Annotated in this window: 18 protein-coding genes and 1 tRNA gene; 10 read left to right on the top strand and 9 right to left on the bottom strand. The window is 72.7% G+C overall.

What is annotated here, in order from left to right; translation table 11 throughout:
- Positions 1 to 394: 394 nt before the first annotated feature.
- The 4 genes from AC0IVP_RS11245 to AC0IVP_RS11260 are packed head-to-tail and all read left to right on the top strand — an operon-like array spanning position 395 to position 2,866.
- Positions 395 to 958, top strand: coding sequence for a biotin transporter BioY (locus AC0IVP_RS11245; RefSeq protein WP_471756609.1), 564 nt, complete (start codon positions 395 to 397; stop codon positions 956 to 958).
- Positions 955 to 1,695 (top strand): energy-coupling factor ABC transporter ATP-binding protein, encoded by a 741-nt coding sequence (locus tag AC0IVP_RS11250; protein WP_082557020.1) that lies wholly within the window; start codon positions 955 to 957, stop codon positions 1,693 to 1,695. Before AC0IVP_RS11245 ends, AC0IVP_RS11250 begins: the two co-directional genes overlap by 4 nt.
- Positions 1,692 to 2,348 (top strand): energy-coupling factor transporter transmembrane component T family protein, encoded by a 657-nt coding sequence (locus AC0IVP_RS11255; protein WP_471756611.1) that lies wholly within the window; start codon positions 1,692 to 1,694, stop codon positions 2,346 to 2,348. Before AC0IVP_RS11250 ends, AC0IVP_RS11255 begins: the two co-directional genes overlap by 4 nt.
- Positions 2,345 to 2,866, top strand: coding sequence for an MOSC domain-containing protein (locus AC0IVP_RS11260; protein ID WP_471756613.1), 522 nt, complete (start codon positions 2,345 to 2,347; stop codon positions 2,864 to 2,866). The genes AC0IVP_RS11255 and AC0IVP_RS11260 overlap by 4 nt, the downstream gene beginning before the upstream one ends.
- Before the next feature lies 1 nt (position 2,867).
- Here the strand turns inward: AC0IVP_RS11260 and AC0IVP_RS11265 are convergent, their stop codons facing one another.
- Positions 2,868 to 3,290: an acyl-CoA thioesterase gene (locus AC0IVP_RS11265; protein WP_056297315.1), complete on the bottom strand. Its 423-nt coding sequence runs from the start codon at positions 3,288 to 3,290 to the stop codon at positions 2,868 to 2,870.
- Between the two features lie 51 nt (positions 3,291 to 3,341).
- Here AC0IVP_RS11265 and AC0IVP_RS11270 point away from each other — a divergent pair, with 51 nt between their 5' ends.
- Positions 3,342 to 3,740 (top strand): protein-tyrosine phosphatase family protein, encoded by a 399-nt coding sequence (locus AC0IVP_RS11270; protein WP_471756727.1) that lies wholly within the window; start codon positions 3,342 to 3,344, stop codon positions 3,738 to 3,740.
- A gap of 80 nt (positions 3,741 to 3,820) precedes the next feature.
- Here AC0IVP_RS11270 and ettA read toward each other — a convergent pair whose 3' ends face one another.
- Together ettA and AC0IVP_RS11280 are read right to left on the bottom strand one after the other, a co-directional pair.
- Positions 3,821 to 5,491: an energy-dependent translational throttle protein EttA gene (gene ettA, locus AC0IVP_RS11275; protein ID WP_056297312.1), complete on the bottom strand. Its 1,671-nt coding sequence runs from the start codon at positions 5,489 to 5,491 to the stop codon at positions 3,821 to 3,823.
- A 153-nt stretch (positions 5,492 to 5,644) separates the two neighbouring features.
- Positions 5,645 to 6,115 carry a single-stranded DNA-binding protein gene (locus tag AC0IVP_RS11280; RefSeq protein ID WP_471756615.1) on the bottom strand — a complete coding sequence of 157 codons (471 nt, stop codon included), beginning with the start codon at positions 6,113 to 6,115 and terminating at the stop codon, positions 5,645 to 5,647.
- Between the two features lie 177 nt (positions 6,116 to 6,292).
- Here AC0IVP_RS11280 and AC0IVP_RS11285 point away from each other — a divergent pair.
- Together AC0IVP_RS11285 and AC0IVP_RS11290 are read left to right on the top strand one after the other, a co-directional pair.
- Positions 6,293 to 6,365, top strand: a tRNA-Arg gene (locus AC0IVP_RS11285).
- 145 nt (positions 6,366 to 6,510) lie between these two features.
- Positions 6,511 to 6,660, top strand: a complete 150-nt coding sequence (locus tag AC0IVP_RS11290) for a hypothetical protein (protein ID WP_471756617.1) — start codon at positions 6,511 to 6,513, stop codon at positions 6,658 to 6,660.
- 78 nt (positions 6,661 to 6,738) lie between these two features.
- On the opposite strand, the gene AC0IVP_RS11295 is transcribed toward AC0IVP_RS11290, so the two are convergent.
- From AC0IVP_RS11295 to AC0IVP_RS11305, 3 genes are all read right to left on the bottom strand, one after another.
- A complete protein-coding gene (locus AC0IVP_RS11295; protein WP_471756619.1) occupies positions 6,739 to 7,026 on the bottom strand; it encodes a hypothetical protein in 288 nt (95 codons plus the stop codon).
- A 114-nt stretch (positions 7,027 to 7,140) separates the two neighbouring features.
- A complete protein-coding gene (locus AC0IVP_RS11300; protein WP_471756621.1) occupies positions 7,141 to 7,818 on the bottom strand; it encodes a hypothetical protein in 678 nt (225 codons plus the stop codon).
- Entirely contained in the window at positions 7,815 to 8,099 is a 285-nt protein-coding gene (locus tag AC0IVP_RS11305; RefSeq protein WP_471756623.1) for a hypothetical protein, read from the bottom strand. Before AC0IVP_RS11305 ends, AC0IVP_RS11300 begins: the two co-directional genes overlap by 4 nt.
- 473 nt (positions 8,100 to 8,572) lie before the next feature.
- Between AC0IVP_RS11305 and AC0IVP_RS11310 the strand changes: the two genes are divergently transcribed.
- Entirely contained in the window at positions 8,573 to 9,811 is a 1,239-nt protein-coding gene (locus tag AC0IVP_RS11310; RefSeq protein WP_471756625.1) for a peptidoglycan DD-metalloendopeptidase family protein, read from the top strand.
- A gap of 1,154 nt (positions 9,812 to 10,965) precedes the next feature.
- Here the strand turns inward: AC0IVP_RS11310 and AC0IVP_RS11315 are convergent.
- Positions 10,966 to 11,985 carry an LLM class flavin-dependent oxidoreductase gene (locus tag AC0IVP_RS11315; RefSeq protein ID WP_471756627.1) on the bottom strand — a complete coding sequence of 340 codons (1,020 nt, stop codon included), beginning with the start codon at positions 11,983 to 11,985 and terminating at the stop codon, positions 10,966 to 10,968.
- A 117-nt stretch (positions 11,986 to 12,102) separates the two neighbouring features.
- Positions 12,103 to 13,185: an alkene reductase gene (locus AC0IVP_RS11320; protein ID WP_471756629.1), complete on the bottom strand. Its 1,083-nt coding sequence runs from the start codon at positions 13,183 to 13,185 to the stop codon at positions 12,103 to 12,105.
- A 212-nt stretch (positions 13,186 to 13,397) separates the two neighbouring features.
- On the opposite strand from AC0IVP_RS11320, the gene AC0IVP_RS11325 reads away from it, so the two are divergent.
- Positions 13,398 to 15,170 (top strand): putative bifunctional diguanylate cyclase/phosphodiesterase, encoded by a 1,773-nt coding sequence (locus AC0IVP_RS11325; RefSeq protein ID WP_082557071.1) that lies wholly within the window; start codon positions 13,398 to 13,400, stop codon positions 15,168 to 15,170.
- 15 nt (positions 15,171 to 15,185) lie between these two features.
- Here AC0IVP_RS11325 and AC0IVP_RS11330 read toward each other — a convergent pair whose 3' ends face one another.
- Positions 15,186 to 15,962 carry an SGNH/GDSL hydrolase family protein gene (locus AC0IVP_RS11330; protein WP_471756631.1) on the bottom strand — a complete coding sequence of 259 codons (777 nt, stop codon included), beginning with the start codon at positions 15,960 to 15,962 and terminating at the stop codon, positions 15,186 to 15,188.
- Between the two features lie 88 nt (positions 15,963 to 16,050).
- Between AC0IVP_RS11330 and AC0IVP_RS11335 the strand changes: the two genes are divergently transcribed.
- On the top strand, positions 16,051 to 16,836 hold the full coding sequence (locus AC0IVP_RS11335) for a transglutaminase-like domain-containing protein (protein ID WP_471756633.1): 786 nt from the start codon (positions 16,051 to 16,053) through the stop codon (positions 16,834 to 16,836).
- Positions 16,837 to 16,838: the final 2 nt, after the last annotated feature.

A 16,838-nucleotide genomic window follows, 5' to 3' on the forward strand; every position in this document is an offset into this window, starting at 1 on the left:
GTCAGGGGTGCCGCGGGAGCTGGGGGGACGGACGGCGGCGGGTCCGGGACCGGCTCGGCGCCGGGCCCGGACACGCGCTGCGGTACGGGCTGCGATGCGGGTGCGGGTGCGGGTGCGGGCCGCCGGGTCGGGGGCGTCACCGGCTGCGGGTCGGGGTCCCACCAAGACCTCCACGCCGCCCGCCACCCGGGTGCCATCACCGTCGCCCTTCGTCGCCAGTGCTGTCCGTGACCACCCAACTGCGATCCGGCTCCGGAGGCAAATCCTGTTCCGCATCACCCGTGCCCCACGGCGTCGGCGGCCGACGCGCTGCCCGCGACACCGGGTCGGGTACCTTCCCGCGGACCGGATACGCGCCGGTCGGACGCCCGATCGCACCCGGAGGTACCGCCCCGTGAAGACCAGGGACCTGGCCTACATCGCGCTCTTCGCCGCCATCACCGCGGTGCTCGGTCTCGTGCCGGCCATCACCGTCGGTCCGGTGCCGATCACCGCACAGACCCTGGGCGTGATGCTCGCCGGGTCCGTGCTCGGAGCCCGCCGCGGGTTCCTGGCGCTGCTGCTCTTCCTGGTGCTCGTGGCCGTCGGCCTGCCCGTGCTGCCCGGCGGCGGTGGCGGACTGGCCGTGTTCGCCGGGCCCACCGCCGGCTACCTGCTGTCCTGGCCGATCGCCGCCGGCGTCATCGGGGCGATCACCGAACGCGTCTGGTCGCGGTACGACCTGGGTTGGGCCGTCGTCGCCAACGCCGTCGGCGGGATCGTCGTCGTCTACGCCGTCGGGGTCACCGTGCTGGCCCTCGTGCTCGACCTGGGACCGGGGGCGGCGCTGGCCTCCGGTGCGCTGCCGTTCCTGATCGGGGACGCGGTCAAGGTCGCCATCGCCTCGGTCGTCGCCGTCCAGGTGCGCCGGGCCTACCCGGTGATCGAGCGGCCGCGCCGGGCGGCCACCGCCTCGTGAGACGCCGGCGGTCCGGGTCCGCGGACCCGGCCGCCGTCGCCGACCCCGCCCGCGGGATCGAGCTGCACGGCGTCGGACACGCCTACGGCGAGCGGACCGTGCTCACCGACCTGACGCTCACCCTGCACGAGCAGCGGGTCGGCGTCGTCGGTGCGAACGGGTCGGGCAAGTCCACCTTCGCCCGACTGCTCAACGGCCTCGTCGTCCCCACCGACGGCGAGGTGCTGGTCGACGGGCTGTCCACGGCGACCCAGCTGCGCGCCGTCCGCCGCCGGGTCGGGTTCGTCTTCCAGGACCCCGACGCCCAGATCGTGCACCCCACCGTCGCCGAGGACGTCGCCTACGGACTGCAGAACCAGGGCGTGCCGGCCGCCGAGCGGGACGCCCGCGTCGCCGACGCGCTGGTCCGGTTCGGCCTGGACGGGCACGCCGACCACCCCGCCCACCTGCTGTCCGGCGGGCAGAAGCAGCTGCTGGCCATCGCCGGGGTGCTGGTGATGCGCCCGGCCCGGGTGGTGTTCGACGAGCCGACGACGCTGCTGGACCTGCTCAACACCCGGCGGGTCGCCGAGCTCATCGGCGGGCTGGCCGAGCAGGTCGTCGTCGTCACCCACGACCTGGACCTGCTCACCGACTTCGACCGGGTGCTGGTCGTCGACCGTGGCCGGGTGGTCGCCGACGACGTCCCCGCCCCGGCGCTGGCCGCCTACCGCGCGCTGATGGACGCCCGCCGGTGACCCTCGCGCTCTACGTGCCGCGGGCCTCACCGGTGCACCGGCTGCCGGCCGGGGCCAAGCTGCTCGCACTGGCCGTGGGCAGCGTGCTGCTCTTCGTGCTCAGCTCCTGGCCCGTGGTGCTCGGGGCACTGGCCGGCGTGCTGGTGGTCGGGCTGCTCACCGCCCGGCTGCCGGCGGCGGCGCTGTGGCGGCAGGCCCGCGCGGTGCTGTGGTTCCTGCTGGCTCTGCTGGTGGTGCACGTGGTCGTCGACGGGTGGCGTGAGGGCCTGGACACCGGCGGGCTGGCCGTCGTCCGGCTGCTGACCCTGGTGCTCGCCGCCGCGGTGGTGACCGCCACCAGCCGGGTGAGCGCGATGGTGGCCGTGGTCGAGCGGGTGTGCGGGCCGCTGCGGCTGGTCGGGGTCCGTCCGGCCCGGATCGGGTTGCTGGTGGCGATGACGCTGCGCTTCATCCCGGTGGTCAGCGAGCGGGCCACCCGGATCCGGGAGGCCCAGGCCGCCCGCGGGGGTGCCGTGCGCGGCCCGCGGGCCCTGGCGGTGACCGTGGTGCCGCTGCTGGTGCAGGTGCTGGTGCTGGCGCACACCCTGGCCGAGGCGCTGGACGCCCGCGGGGCAGACTCCGAGTCTGCCCGCGGGGCAGACTCCGAGTCGTGACCGTCGTCGGCCTGTACGTGACCCCGCACGCCGCCGCCCCGATGCAGGCGGTGGACCAGGTGCAGGCGCTGCCGGGTCTGGGTCTGGCCGGGGACCGCTACGCGCTCGGCGGTGGCACCTGGGCGGACTGGCCGGACGCGGAGAAGCAGCTGACGCTCATCGACGTGGACGCGGTCGCCGAGGTGGCCGACCTGCTGGGTGCGCCGTTCACCCCGGCCGACACCCGCCGCAACGTCGCCACCCGCGGGGTCGACCTGCCTGCGCTGGTCGGCCGGTTCTTCCTGGTCGGTGACGTGCTGGCGTTCGGGATGAAGCGCTGCCCGCCGTGCCGGCACCTGGCCACGCTGACCGGGCTGCCGCTGGTGAAGCCGATGGCGCTGCGCGGCGGGATCAACGCGGCGCTCTTCACCACCGGCACGATCGCCGTCGGCGCGCCCGTGCGGCAGGTCGAGGACGCCGAGGCCGCGACCCTGGGGGCACCCGCCGTGCGGCCGGTGCCGCGCGTGGTCGGCGCCTGACTCAGCCGATGGGCAGCGGACCCTCGTCCTGGTGGGCGGCGAGGAACTCCTTCTCCCCGGGCGTGAGCCGGCGGGGGCGGTCCAGGGCGAAGTCGACCGGCACCAGCAGGGTGCTGCCGGTGACGGCCAGGCGGCCGTGGTCGAAGAGCTCGTAGTGGCACACGAACGACGCGGCCCGGGCGTCGGAGCACCAGATCTGCACGTCGAGGGGGTCCTTGTCGTAGACCACCGGTCGCTTGTAGGCGATCTCGTGCTTGGCGACGACGATGCCGCGGCGCAGGCCGGTGATCTCGTCGTGCGTGGGCTGGTCGAAGAACAGCGCCACCCGGGCGGTCTCGAAGTAGCCGAGGAAGGCGACGTTGTTGACGTGCTGGTAGGCGTCCATGTCCGACCAGCGCATGGGGACCTGCACCGAGAACCTCACGGGGGGACACACTGCCGTACGGGGGCGTCCTACGGTGAGGCGGTGACCTGGATGGCGGGCGAACCCGGTGTGGTCGAGCTCCCCTCGGGCCGGCTCGTGCGCGGCCGCGGGCTGCGCCAGGAGCTGCCCGACCCGGACTTCGGCCTGCTCCTCCTGGGCCGCGACCGGCCAACGGCGTGGCCGCACCGCTGGGTGGCTCGGCCGGACTTCCGCCTGCCGCGCGGTGACCTCCGGGCGGCGCTGGACGACCTGCTGGTGCGGGCCGGCGCCGAGCGGGTGGAGCTGGCCTGCGGCGGGGGCACCGGGCGGACGGGGACAGCGCTGGCCTGCCTCGCCGTCCTGGACGGGGTGCCGGCCGCCGACGCGGTGGAGTGGGTGCGCACGCACTACCGGCGCCGGGCGGTGGAGACCCCCGCCCAGCGCCGGTTCGTCAGCGCCTGGTGCCGGTGACCACCGCAGCGGGTCGCCCCACGGTCATCGGGTCGCGTCGTGACGCGACCCGATGACTGCCCGGTGACCCGCTGCAGCTGCTAGTCGCGCGACAGTTTGCGGTAGGTCGCCCGGTGCGGGCGGGCCGCGTCGGCGCCGAGGCGCTCGACCTTGTTCTTCTCGTAGTCGTCGAAGTTGCCCTCGAACCAGAACCACTTGCTGTCGCCCTCGTAGGCGAGGATGTGCGTCGCGACGCGGTCCAGGAACCAGCGGTCGTGGCTGACCACGACGGCGCAGCCCGGGAACTCGAGCAGCGCACCCTCCAGGCTGGTGAGGGTCTCGGTGTCCAGGTCGTTGGTGGGCTCGTCGAGCAGCAGCAGGTTGCCGCCCTGCTTGAGCGTCAGCGCCAGGTTCAGCCGGTTGCGCTCACCGCCGGAGAGCACGCCGGCCTTCTTCTGCTGGTCGTGGCCCTTGAACCCGAAGGCGGAGACGTAGGCGCGGGAGGGCACCTCGACGTTGCCGACCTTGATGTGGTCCAGGCCGTCGGAGACGACCTCCCACAGGCTCTTGGCCGGGTCGATGCCGCTGCGGTTCTGCTCGACGTAGCTGATCTTGACCGTCTCGCCGACCTTGATGGAGCCCCCGTCGGGGGTCTCCTGGTCGACCAGCATCTTGAACAGGGTGGTCTTGCCGACGCCGTTGGGGCCGACGATGCCGACGATGCCGTTGCGGGGCAGGGAGAACGACAGCCCGTCGATGAGCACCCGGTCGCCGAAGCCCTTGACCAGCTTGTCGGTCTCGATGACCACACTGCCCAGCCGCGGGCCCGGCGGGATCTGGATCTCCTCGAAGTCCAGCTTGCGGAACTTGTCGGCCTCCGCGGCCATCTCCTCGTAGCGGGCCAGGCGGGCCTTGGACTTGGCCTGGCGGGCCTTGGCGCCCGAGCGCACCCACTCCAGCTCGTCCTTGAGGCGCTTGGCGCGCTTGGCGTCCTTGGCGCCCTCGACCTTGAGGCGGTTGGCCTTGGTCTCCAGGTAGGTGGAGTAGTTGCCCTCGTAGGGGTAGGCCCGGCCGCGGTCGAGCTCGAGGATCCACTGCGCGACGTTGTCCAGGAAGTACCGGTCGTGGGTGACGGCGACGACGGTGCCGGCGTACTTCTCCAGGTGCGCCTCCAGCCAGGCCACGGACTCGGCGTCCAGGTGGTTGGTGGGCTCGTCGAGCAGCAGCAGGTCCGGCGCCTCCAGCAGCAGCTTGCACAGCGCGACGCGGCGGCGCTCACCACCGGAGAGGACCTTCACGTCGGCGTCACCGGGCGGGCAGCGCAGCGCGTCCATGGCCTGCTCGATGCGGTTGTCGAGCTCCCAGCCGTCACCGTTCTCGATGACCTCCATGAGCTCGCCCTGCTCGGTGAGCAGCGAGTCGAAGTCGGCGTCGGGCTCGCCCATCGCCGCGCTGACCTCCTCGAAGCGGGTCAGTGCACCGCGCAGCTCGCGCACGGCCTCCTCGACGTTGCCGCGCACGTCGAGGTCCTCGTTGAGCGGGGGCTCCTGCTGCAGCATCCCGACGGTGGCGTCCGGGGCCAGGGTGGTGTCGCCGTTGGAGGCGTGCTCGAGCCCGGCCATGATCTTGAGGACCGTGGACTTGCCGGCGCCGTTGGGGCCGACGACGCCGATCTTCGCGCCCGGCAGGAACGCCAGGGTCACGTCGTCGAGGATGACCTTGTCGCCGTGCGCCTTGCGGGCGCGGACCATGGAGTAGATGTACTGGGCCACGGGAGCCTTCCGTCGTCTGCGGGATCGTGCTGGTCTGTGCGGCGGGGCGCCCCGTGCCGGGGTCCTGCTCCACGCCGTCGTCCATTCTCCCAGCCCCGGGCAACCCCGGTGGCGCCGGGACCGGCCCGCGGGCCGGCCCCGACGTCCCCGCGGTCAGAACGGGGCCGGCTGGGACTGCACCTCCCCGGCGGCCACGTCGACCGGCTCGCCGGCCTCGGTGACGACGTCCGACGTGCCCTCGCCGACGGCGTCGGTGGACCCGGCCGCCCGGGCGGTGCGCTTGAAGACCGCACTCCCCCGGCTGAGGTCGTGGCCCACCACCTGGGCACGGACGACCGGTCGGCTGCGGCGGCCGCCGTCCACCTCGTACTCCGAGGTCGTGATCCGGCCGACGACGACGACCGGGTCGCCCTTGACCACGCAGGCCGAGACGCTGCCGCCCAGGCCGTTCCAGGCGTCGACGTCGACGTAGAAGGTGTCGCCGTCGACCCACTCGCCGCTGCCGCCGTCCAGGCGGCGCTCGGTGGCGGCCAACCGGAACTTGGTGACCTCACCGGCCCCGGCCCGTCGGCGGGTGGGTGAGTCGACGACGTTGCCGACGAGGGTGATCGTGTTCTGGCTCATGGTGCTCCTCGGGAGGTCGGTGCCGACGGCTGCCGCCGGACACCCCGACCCTCGGCCCGCGGGCACCCCGCCGGGTGCGCCGGCGGACATCTGTGGATCGGCCCGCCGGTGTGGACGACGGCGCGCGGGAGGGCGCCGGACCCGCTACGGGCGGGTGGGATGATCGGCGCCAGCCGAGCGCCCGTAGCTCAGCGGATAGAGCAGGGGCCTTCTAATCCCTTGGTCGGTGGTTCGAGTCCACCCGGGCGCACCCTTCTGACCAGCGCACCAGCGCGGCAGCCTCGTCACGGCGTGGGGGGCCGGCAGCACCACTGGCAGCATCACCCGCTCTCCCCGGCACCCCAGAGCGCCGCAGACATCGCGTCGGCCGCAGCCTGGGACAGCTCGGGAGCGACGTGCGAGTCCTGACCGTGCTGGCCGCCCTCACCCAGCTGCTCGCCGACGGCACCTCCGGGGTCTCGGCGGTCGCCATGCTGGTGTCCGTCGTCGGCGCCCTGGCCGTCTACCAGGTGCCCAACCGCCCAGCCTTCGCCCGGATCACCTGACCGGGCCACCTGCTCCACGCGACAGCGCCCCCCCACCAGCCTCCGGGCCGGTGGGGGGCGCTGTCGTCGTGCCCGGGGTCAGTACCGGCTGGCCTGCCCGATCGGGATGAACAGCACGACGACGCCCAGGACGGTGAGCCAGAAGAAGACCTGCAGGACCAGCTTGATCGTCGCCAAGTGGGCTGTGGCCTGCTGGGCCGCGCGGGTCTGCGCCTGGAGCTGTCGGGCGTGAAACTGCTCGAACGGCTCACCCTCCCGCGGAGGGTCGCCCAGGCCCTGCTCGGTCCGGTACTCCGCCCGTCGCCTCGCCAGGTCGGCATCCCGGTCAGCGCGGTTCTGCTGGCGTCGGCTCACCGGCTCGGTCATGTGGTCCCCCCGTGGTCGTGTGGTGGCGGGACGCTATCGCGGGCCGGCGCACCACGACGCGTCGTGCCGGCCAGCGGGCACGACGCGTCGTGACGATCAGTTGAGCTGCGTCAGCTAGCTCCCCGTGCAAAAGCCCAGGGTCACGGTCGCCTCGGCGCTGCGCTGCACCGTCCCGTCCCCTAGGTGGACCTCGATGTAGCACTGGTACTGCTGCTGGGTGGGCACAGACTCCACATGCCTTCGGAGCTCGGTCTCCGCCCACCCCCAGCTCTGGGTGTGATTGCCAGCCAGGGTGTAGGGGAGGGATGGCCCGGCGCTGGTGCTGACCATGCCAAACTGAGAAGCGTCGTCCGCGCGGACCCAGAACCAGACCTCGCGAACCTCAACGCTGGAACGCCCTTCGTTGTGGACGTTCAGACCGACGGCCGACCGAATCAGGGCTGAGGGCATGTCGTCCGGGTGCCGCAGCGGCGCCAGACCGAACGCCAGCGTGGCGCCAGCCGTCGCGTCCTCGCGCATGGACATATTCCACGTCTGCCCATAATCGCTGAGCGAGAGCCTCGCCCACCTGAGTCGGAGACGGTAGCCAGCCAGCGAGTCCTGTTCCTGGCGTCGCTGCTCAGCGAGCAGGGCTCGCTCGTCCGCGTCCTTCTGTCGTTGAAAGTTCCTCACGCCGAGGTAGGCAGAGAGGGCCGCGAGGGCGAGGCCGAGACCGCCGACACCGCGCGCCCACCAGTCAGTGGTGTCTGCAGTGGTGGCCGTCTCGGCCGCCAGTAGGAGGATCGACGTCACGCTGCGGGCTTCACTCCGGCGACCCTCTCGCGGGTACGCAGATCCGAGCTGGCGGCCATCGCCGCGGCGCCCAGCCCGACCATCGTGCTGATGGCCATCCAGCGGTCTCCGCGGGCCCCTGTGCAGGAACCCTGCCGTTCGGCGCTGTCGATGATCGTGACGGCGTCACCGTTGCTAAACGCGTTGCCACATCCGCCGGTGGCGCTACCGAGCGGGAACAGAGTGAAGGCCAGACCAAGGGTGACGGCCGCGGCCCCGAGCCAAAGTAGGGCAATGCGCATGACGGACTCCCCGTGGTCGTGTCTTCGGCGCAGGCTAACGCGCAGCGGGCGAGCCGAGCGCCCACGTCTGAGCGGTGTTGTTGAGGGGTGGAACCTCCCGGCCGCGCCAGCGGACCCACCGGCCAAAACCAGTCCTGCACGCGCGAAAGCGCAGGAACAACTCGGTTACCAGCTGGTGAATCCTTTAAGTCTACGTAACGTGTCCTTGACGGCACTCTCAGTCACTGCCAGTCTCCCCGCATTGCCTGGCCGGGCTCGGGTCCTAGGCCGGCCAGGCGACACACCCCTGCGACGGACGAGGTCTCATGTCACGAGCACGTTTCGGACGGTTCCTAGTACGACGCCGAAGCGACGAGCGCCAACAGCTACGGCCTCGGCGGCTTGCCCGACTGGCGCTGGTCCTGCCGCTCATGGCGCCAGTGCTCGCCACCACCTCGGCCGCTCAGGCCGAATCGGGGGCGATGGTGACTCCGGTGTCCGGCCAGATCACAGGCATCTACGGCCATCACTGTGGATTCAACGACACCCACAGGGGAACCGACTTTGCTGCCCCCGCCGGCAGGCCGGTCTACGCCGCCTACTCGGGTGTCGTGGACAACATCCGCGACAACAGCGGCTACGGCACCTACGTGGTCATGGCGCACCCCAATGGCTACTCAACCCTCTACGGGCACCTCAGCAACTGGGCAGTCGGGGACGGTCAGTCCGCGTCTCGCGGCCAGGTCATCGGCTACGTCGGCTCCACTGGAGACTCGTCCGGCAACCACTTGCACTTCGAGGTCCGTCGCGGCGGCGTCTCGCAGAACGTGCTCAACGGGCAGTTCCCCTGCGGCACGTCCCACAGCGCGCTGACCCCGATCAGCTGGAGCCCAGACCTGCCGGCGAACTCGGCCGCTCCGTCGCCGGCAGCCCCGAGGGCGAAGCCGTCATGGAACGGCGACCAGACAGCTGACTTCGCCATCTGGCGTCCCAGCACCGGCGAGTGGTCGATCGCTGGCGCCCCCACTGGGCTTCTCGGTGGATCTGGGGACATACCGGTCCACGCCGACTGGAACGGCGACGGCAAGCTCGACGCCGCGACCTTCCGTCCCTCCGACGGGCACTGGGTGGTGCCCGGCTACCTGGACACCTACTGGGGTGGCTTCTTCCAGGGCGTCAGCGACATCCCCGTGCCCGGCGACTACAACGGCGACGGCAAGACGGAGCCCGCGGTCTTCCGGCCTGTCTCGGGCCAGTGGCTCGTGCCCGGCTTGACGGCCAACTGGGGCGGCCGGGGCGACATCCCGGTGCCCGGGGACTACAACGGCGACGGCAAGACGGACTTCGCTGTCTATCGCCCCTCCAACGGCCAATGGATGATCGCCGGGTGGGAGCAGCCGGCCCAGTGGGGTGGTCTGGCTGGGGACATCCCGGTTCCCGCGGACTGGAATGGTGACGGTGCGACCGACATTGCGATCTGGCGCGGCACCACCGGTGAGTGGCTGATCCCGGGCCTCCCATCCGCGGGCCCCTACGGCGGCGGGAATGACATCCCAGTCCCTGCGGACTGGAACGGTGACGGCAAGGCCGACGCTGCCGTCTTCCGCGCCGAGACCGGGCAGTGGTTCATCCCCACCAGGCAGCCAGTGCAGTTCGGTGGCACCGGTGACGTCCCGGTGTCCAGCCTCATCCTGAACCGGGTCGTGCTCAAGCAGCTTGGCCTGGTCAGCTGATCTTGGGGACGTAGCGACACCTGCACGACACGCTGTCCGGCCCGGGCTTCGGCCCGGGCTTCGGCTCGGGCCGGGCGGCGCTTGGCTCTAGGGACCAGCGTCGCGGGCGATCCCGAGGCGCCGAGCTGACCCCTAGGCCCGCCCACCGGCGCACCCAGCTGCGGCATATCTCGCCTGGCGCGCGGCACCCAGCACGACAGAGCCCCCTCTCGCCACTGGCGGGAGGGGGCTTTTCGTCGTTCTACTGCTCAGACATTGGCGGGTACAACGACTCCTGCAGCGTCCTGTGTGCCTGCGTCGTAGACGACACGGGCGTCGGGGCAGAAGGCGTCGATGAAGTAGGCCCGATCAACGATGGCTTCCTGGAACTCAGTTCCGGTGTAGAGCATCTACAGCCCTGAGACGAGGCCCGCCATGTCCGCGACGGTGTTGTCGCACGTGTTGCCGGCGACACTGACTGCCTCCTCCTCGGTGACGCTCGGTGCGATGCCCAGTTCCCCCACAGCGCCGACGTAGGCCTCGTACGGATCTGCAGGTTCGGGTGCGCTGCTTGGCGGGGCAACCAGATCTGGGGGAACGGCGGGTGAGGAAGCTGCCGGGCCCCCACCGCCGCCATCGGACGCGCCGCACGCTGACAGCAGCAGGGCGGATAGGTACAGCATGGCCGCGCGGCGCATCGGTCCCCCGTGTTCGTGTGGTGGCGAAACGCTACATCGGCTCGCCGCGCCAGCGGCGGATCCGGCGCTCCAGCTCCAGCACTGGCGGGCCTCCCGGTTGGTAGGCGACCGTTGCCGCCTCTGTGGCGGTCCGCGCGTGATCGGCGACGCAAGCCGCGGCCCACACACTCGCGGCGGCCTGGATGCACTGGTCCTTACTGGGCGGCATGGGTTGCAGCCTGCCGGTGCTACGGCGGCAGCACCACTGGCAGCACCACTGGCAGCACCACGCTCGCACGCCCCTGCATGTCCTGACACGTCGCAACCATGAAGCAGCGGCTCTGACCTGCAAGTTCATACACCCCTGCACGCGTCGACACACCTATCCAGCTGACTTCTAATCCCTTGGTCGCAGGTTCGATTCCTGCCGGGCGCACCACCAGGACACACCGAGGGCCCCGCACCCGGTGGGGTGCGGGGCCCTCGTGGCCGTGTGGCTCAGCCCTTGCGGGTCCACCCGATCGCCGGGGCGACCTCGCGGACGACGGTCTCCAGCAGCCGGGTGTTGTAGTCCACCCCGAGCATGTTGGGCACCGTGAGCAGCAGGGTGTCGGCCTCGCGGACGGCGGCGTCCTTGGCGAGCTCCTCGGCCAGCTGGTCCGGCGGACCGGCGTAGGTCTTGCCGAACCGCGAGCGCATCCCGTCCAGGATGCCGACCTGGTCCTCGCCGCTGCGGTCACCGAAGTACATCCGGTCCTCGTCGGTGGTGACCGGCATGACGCTGCGGCTGACCGACACCCGGGGCTCGTGCGCCCAGCCGGCATCGGCCCAGGCGGCCCGGAACCGTTCGATCTGCTCGGCCTGCAGCTCGTCGAAGGGGATGCCGGTGTCCTCGGTGAGCAGCGTGGAGCTCATCAGGTTCATGCCCTGCTCGCCGGCCCACACGGCGGTGCCGCGGGTGCCCGAGCCCCACCAGATGCGCTCGGACAGACCCGCGGACTGCGGCTGGACGCCCAGCCGGCCGGTGACGCCACCGGTCATCCGCGGGTCGGCGTCGGCCACCCCGGCGCCGGCGATGGCGGCCCGGAAGAGCTCGGTGTGGGACCGCGCGAGGTCCCCGCCGTCGTCGTCGAAGCGGTAGCCGAAGGCGGTGGCGCCGCGCAGCGCGGTCTCCGGTGATCCCCGGCTGATGCCGAGCTGGAGCCGGCCGTCGCTGAGCAGGTCGCTGATCGCGGCCTCCTCGGCCATGTACAGCGGGTTCTCGTAGCGCATGTCGATGACGCCGGTGCCGATCTCGATCCGGCTGGTGCGGGCGGCGACGGCGGCCAGCAGCGGGAACGGCGCGGCGAGCTGGCGGGCGAAGTGGTGCACCCGGTAGTACGCGCCGTCCAGGCCCAGCTCCTCCGCGGCGACGGCGAGCTCGACGCTCTGCACGAGCGCGTCACGGCCGGTGCGCACCTGCGAACCGCGCCCGGGGTTCCAGTTGCCGAAGCTCAGGAAACCGATCTTCTTGTCCATGTCGAGACCTCCTCGGTCACTCACTTGAACACTCAACCACCTATGGGTGTTCCGACACCAGAGCGGGCCCGGCCACAGGGTGCGTGGCCGGGCCCGATCGGGGGTGGTGCGGGAGGGTCAGACGCCTGCGGAGCTCAGCGCGGGGTAGTCGGTGTAGCCCTCGGCGCCGCCGCCGTAGAAGGTCGAGCCGTCGGGCTCGTTCTCCTCGTGGCCGCCGACCCAGCGCTCGACCAGGTCGGGGTTGGCGATGACGGCGCGGCCGACGGCGACGCACTCGGCGTGACCCTGCTCGACGAGGGCGAGGGCCTCCTGCCGCTCGGTCGGGGAGGCGAAGCCGGTGTTGGCCATCAGCGGCCCACCGAAGCGACGGCGCAGGTCCTGCACCAGCTCGCCGGCGGGGTCGGCGTGCAGCACGGACAGGTAGGCCAGGCCCAGCGGGGCGAGGGCGTCGACCAGCACGCCGTAGGTGGCGCGGACGTCGGCGGCGTCGTCCTCGACGACCCCCTGCACGCCGTGCGCGGGCGAGATGCGAAGACCCACGCGGCCGGCGCCGATCTCGGCGGCCACCTCGGTGACGACCTCCACGACGAACCGGGCACGGGCCTCGGCGCTGCCGCCGTACACGTCGGTGCGGGTGTTGGAGCCCGCGGCGAGGAACTCGTGCAGCAGGTAGCCGTTGGCACCGTGCACCTCGACGCCGTCCAGGCCGGCGTCGACGGCCCGGCGGGCCGCGGCCACGAACTCGGCCTTCACCGCGACGGCCTCCTCGGTGGTCAGCGCGTGCGGCACCGGGTAGGGCGCCTTGCCCGTGGGGGTGTGCACCTCGCCGTCGATGGCGATGGCCGACGGCGCGACGATCCGGTCGGTGCCGGTGATGTCGGTGTGCGACACCCGGCCGGCGTTCATGACCTGCATGAAGAGGCGACCGCCGCGGGCGTGCACGGCGTCGGCCACGCGGGCCCAGCCGGCGGCCTGCTCGTCGGTGACGATGCCGGGCTGGCCGGGGTACCCGCGGGACTCGGCGCTCGGGTAGGTGCCCTCGGTGACGATGAGGCCCACGCTCGCGCGCTGGGCGTAGTGCTCGACGTTCAGGTCGCCGGGCACGCCGTCGGCGCTGGAGCGCATCCGGGTCAGGGGGGCCATGGCGATGCGGTTGGCGAGCTCGAGGTCTCCGAGCCGCACGGGAGAGAACAGGTCCATGTGCACAGCAGCCGTGGCGTCCGGCGGACCATTCCGGTCCGGTGGTGCGCGACGGGTCACACCCCGGAGGCGGCGGAGGCGGGGACCCCGCGCGACCCGTCCGTCCCACGCGTCGCGCCACGCTGACGGGGGTGACGGAATGTGACGACGCGACCACGACGCTCCCGCCCGGCTTGCGCCGTTACAGCGGGTGCATGGGTGAGGCTGTCCCGGTGAGCCTCTCTGCCCCGCCGACCCCACCGGGGTCCCCCGGTGGTCCCAGCGGGCCGGGGCGCGACGCCCCGGGTCCCAGCGGGCCGCGCGCCGTCGACACCCTGCTGGCCGACCGCGGCCAGCTGTTCCGCGCGCTGTTCCTGGCCGCGCCCATCGGGAAGGCCGTCGTCGGCCTCGACGGTCGCCTGCTGGTGGTCAACCCGGCGATGTGCACGCTGACCGGCCGCTCCGCCGACGAGCTCGTCGGGCGGCACCTGGACCTGCTCGCCCACCCCGACGACCTCCCCGCCGAGGACCTGGCCCCCGAGCCGGTCGCCGGCTCCCCCGTGCTGGACCCGCACCTGGAGGTCGTCGGCGAGCGCCGCCTGCAGCGCGCGGACGGCAGCACGCTGTGGGTGCAGCAGGCCCGCGAGCTGGTCCGCCGCACCAACGGCGACCCGCACTTCGTCGTGCTCTCCCTCGTCGACGTCACCGACCGCCGCCGCGCGGAGGAGGACCTGGTCCGCCGGGCCCTCACCGACCCGCTGACCGGGCTGCCCAACCGCCGCTCGCTCACCGACCGGCTGCAGCACGCGCTCAACCTCTCCCGCCGCCGCGGCGCCCCCGTCGGTCTGGTGTACCTGGACCTGGACCGCTTCAAGGCCGTCAACGACTCCCTGGGCCACGAGGCCGGGGACCAGCTGCTGTGCCAGGTCGCCGACCGGCTCCGCTGGTCGACCCGGGTCGAGGACACCGCCGTCCGGCTGGGCGCCGACGAGTTCCTGGTGCTGGCCGAGGAGGTCGACGACATCGACGGCCTGCGCACGCTGGCCGAGCGCCTGATGCGGGTGCTGGACGACCCGTTCACCGTCAACGACCGCGAGATCGTGCTGTCGGCGAGCATGGGCCTGACCCTCGGCGTCGACGCCGCCCCCGACGCGCTGCTCAAGCAGGCGCACGGCGCCCTCACCCGGGCCAAGGCCAACGGCGGCCGCGGCCGGGTCGAGGTGCACGACGAGGCACTGTCCGACGGCGACGTCGACCAGCTGCAGCTGGAGAGCGACCTGCGGCATGCCGTCGACGCCGGTGAGCTGCGGTTGTTCTACCAACCGATCGTGGCACTCGCCGACGAGCGGCTGCTGGGCTACGAGGCGCTGATCCGCTGGCAGCACCCGACCCGCGGGCTGCTGCCCCCCGGCGCGTTCCTGGACGCCGCGGAGAACAACCGGCTGACCTCCAAGCTGGGCGCCTGGGTGCTGCGCCAGGCCTGCACCGACGCCGCGGGCTGGGAGTCCAGCCTGCGCGTGCACGTGAACATCTCCGCCCGCCACCTCGCCGAGCCCGGCTTCCCCGAGCTGGTCGCCGCCGCGCTGGTCGAGTCCGGCCTGGAGGCCGGCCGGCTGGAGCTGGAGATCACCGAGTCGACTGCGCTGTTCGCCGCCGAGGCCACCCTGCGGTCGGTCTCCGAGGTCACCGCGGCCGGCGTCACGCTCGCCCTGGACGACTTCGGCACCGGCTACTCGGCGATCACCGCGCTGCACCGGCTGCCGATCCACACGGTCAAGATCGACCGGTCCTTCGTCGCCGACGTCGTCACCGAGCCCTCGACGGCGGCACTCGTGCAGGGCCTGCTGCAGCTGGGCCAGGGCATGGGCCTGGAGGTCATCGCGGAGGGCATCGAGGACCAGGACCAGGCGGACTGGCTGCGCGAGCACGGGTGCCTGATGGCCCAGGGCTACGCCTTCGGCCGCCCGGCCCCGCTCCCCGCCCGGACGGCGCCCGCCCCGGCCTGACCCTCCGCGCGTCGCTCAGCCGGCGGTGAGGGTGGTCAGCTCGGGGCGCTTGGCCGAGCGGCCGTCCCCCGACGAGCGGCCGCGCAGCCGCCGTCCCACCCAGGGGACGACGAACGAGCGCACCCAGGCCGCCTCCGCCGCCACCCGGACCCGCCGGGCCAGCGGCGGCTCTGCGGCCAGCGGGGTGGACCAGTCGCCCTCGACGGGCACACCCAGTACAGCGGCTGCAGCGAGTGCCGTGCGGCGGTGGCCCTCGGCGTTGAGATGCAGCCGGTCGGCGTCCCACATCCGCCGGTCCTGCACCCAGGTGGCGCCCCACTGGTCCAGCACGACGGCGCCGTGCCGGCGGGCGATGGACCACAGGTGGGCGTTGTACACCGCCGAACGGCCCCGTGTGCGCCCGATGAGCGGGGTCTGCCGCGGGTCCACGCCGGTGGCCAGCAGCACGTCGGCGCCGGTGGAGCGGACCTCGGCGACGGCCTCCTCCATCTGGGCTGCCAGCGCGTCGGGGTCGGCGCCCGGGCGCAGCAGGTCGTTCCCGCCGGCCACGATGCTCACCAGGTCCGGCCCGACGGCCAGGGCGGCGGGCAGCTGGTCCTCGAGCACCTGTCCCAGCAGGCGTCCCGGCACGGCGAGGTTGGCGTAGTCCACCGTGCCCTGGGCCGCCGCCAGGTGTGCGGCCAGCCGGTCGGCCCAGCCGCGGTACTCCCCCGGCGTCCCGTCGGCGGGGTCCGACATCCCCTCGGTGAAGCTGTCGCCGACCGCCACGTACCGCTGCCACTCACTGCGCACCCGGCCATCATCACGGCTGCGCACCGGTGAGCCGACACACACCTCCCGAGGGGGGGCTGTGGGCCCTCCGGGCCGGGATCATGCGGGCATGCGCACCGACGTCGCCTGCAGCCTCACCGTCTCCTCCCCCGTCCCGGCGACCGCACTGCTCCAGGTGGCCGTCGCGGGCCCGACCCGCGAGGAGCTCACGGTCGTGTCCGCCGGCCAGGCCCGCACGGCCGAGGAGACCGACGTCGACGGCGCCCGGGTGCACCGGCTGGAGCTGGGCGCCGGGGAGACGACGATCGCCTACTCGGCCTCGGTCGAGTCCGGCGGCGCCGCCCGCGAGGTGACCGCCGCCGACTGGGCCACCTACCTGCGCCCCTCCCGCTACTGCCCGTCGGACCAGGTCGAGGGCTTCGCCTCCCGCGAGTTCGACCAGACGGTCGAGCGCGGCGAGCTGGTCCGCCAGGTCGCGCAGTGGGTCACCGACCGGCTGGTCTACGTGGCCGGCGCGAGCCGCCCGGTGGACACCGCTATCGACACGCTGCTCGCCGGTTCCGGGGTGTGCCGTGACTACACCCACCTGACCGTGATGCTGCTGCGTGCGCTGGAGGTGCCCGCCCGCCTGGTCGCCGTCTACGCCCCCGGGCTGTCGCCGATGGACTTCCACGCCGTCGTCGAGGCCGACGTCGACGGGGTGTGGAAGACCGTGGACCCGACCCGGCTGGCACCGACGTCGTCCCTGGTGCGGATCTGCCACGGCCGGGACGCCGCGGACACCGCCTTCCTCTCGCTGTTCGGGGGTCGCGCGACGCTGGGCCGGATGACCGTCACCGCCACCGTGGACGGCGACCTCCCGGTCCCCGACGACACCCCGTTCGCGCTGGCCTGACC

The sequence above is a fragment of the Klenkia sp. AC732 genome (assembly GCF_979256525.1).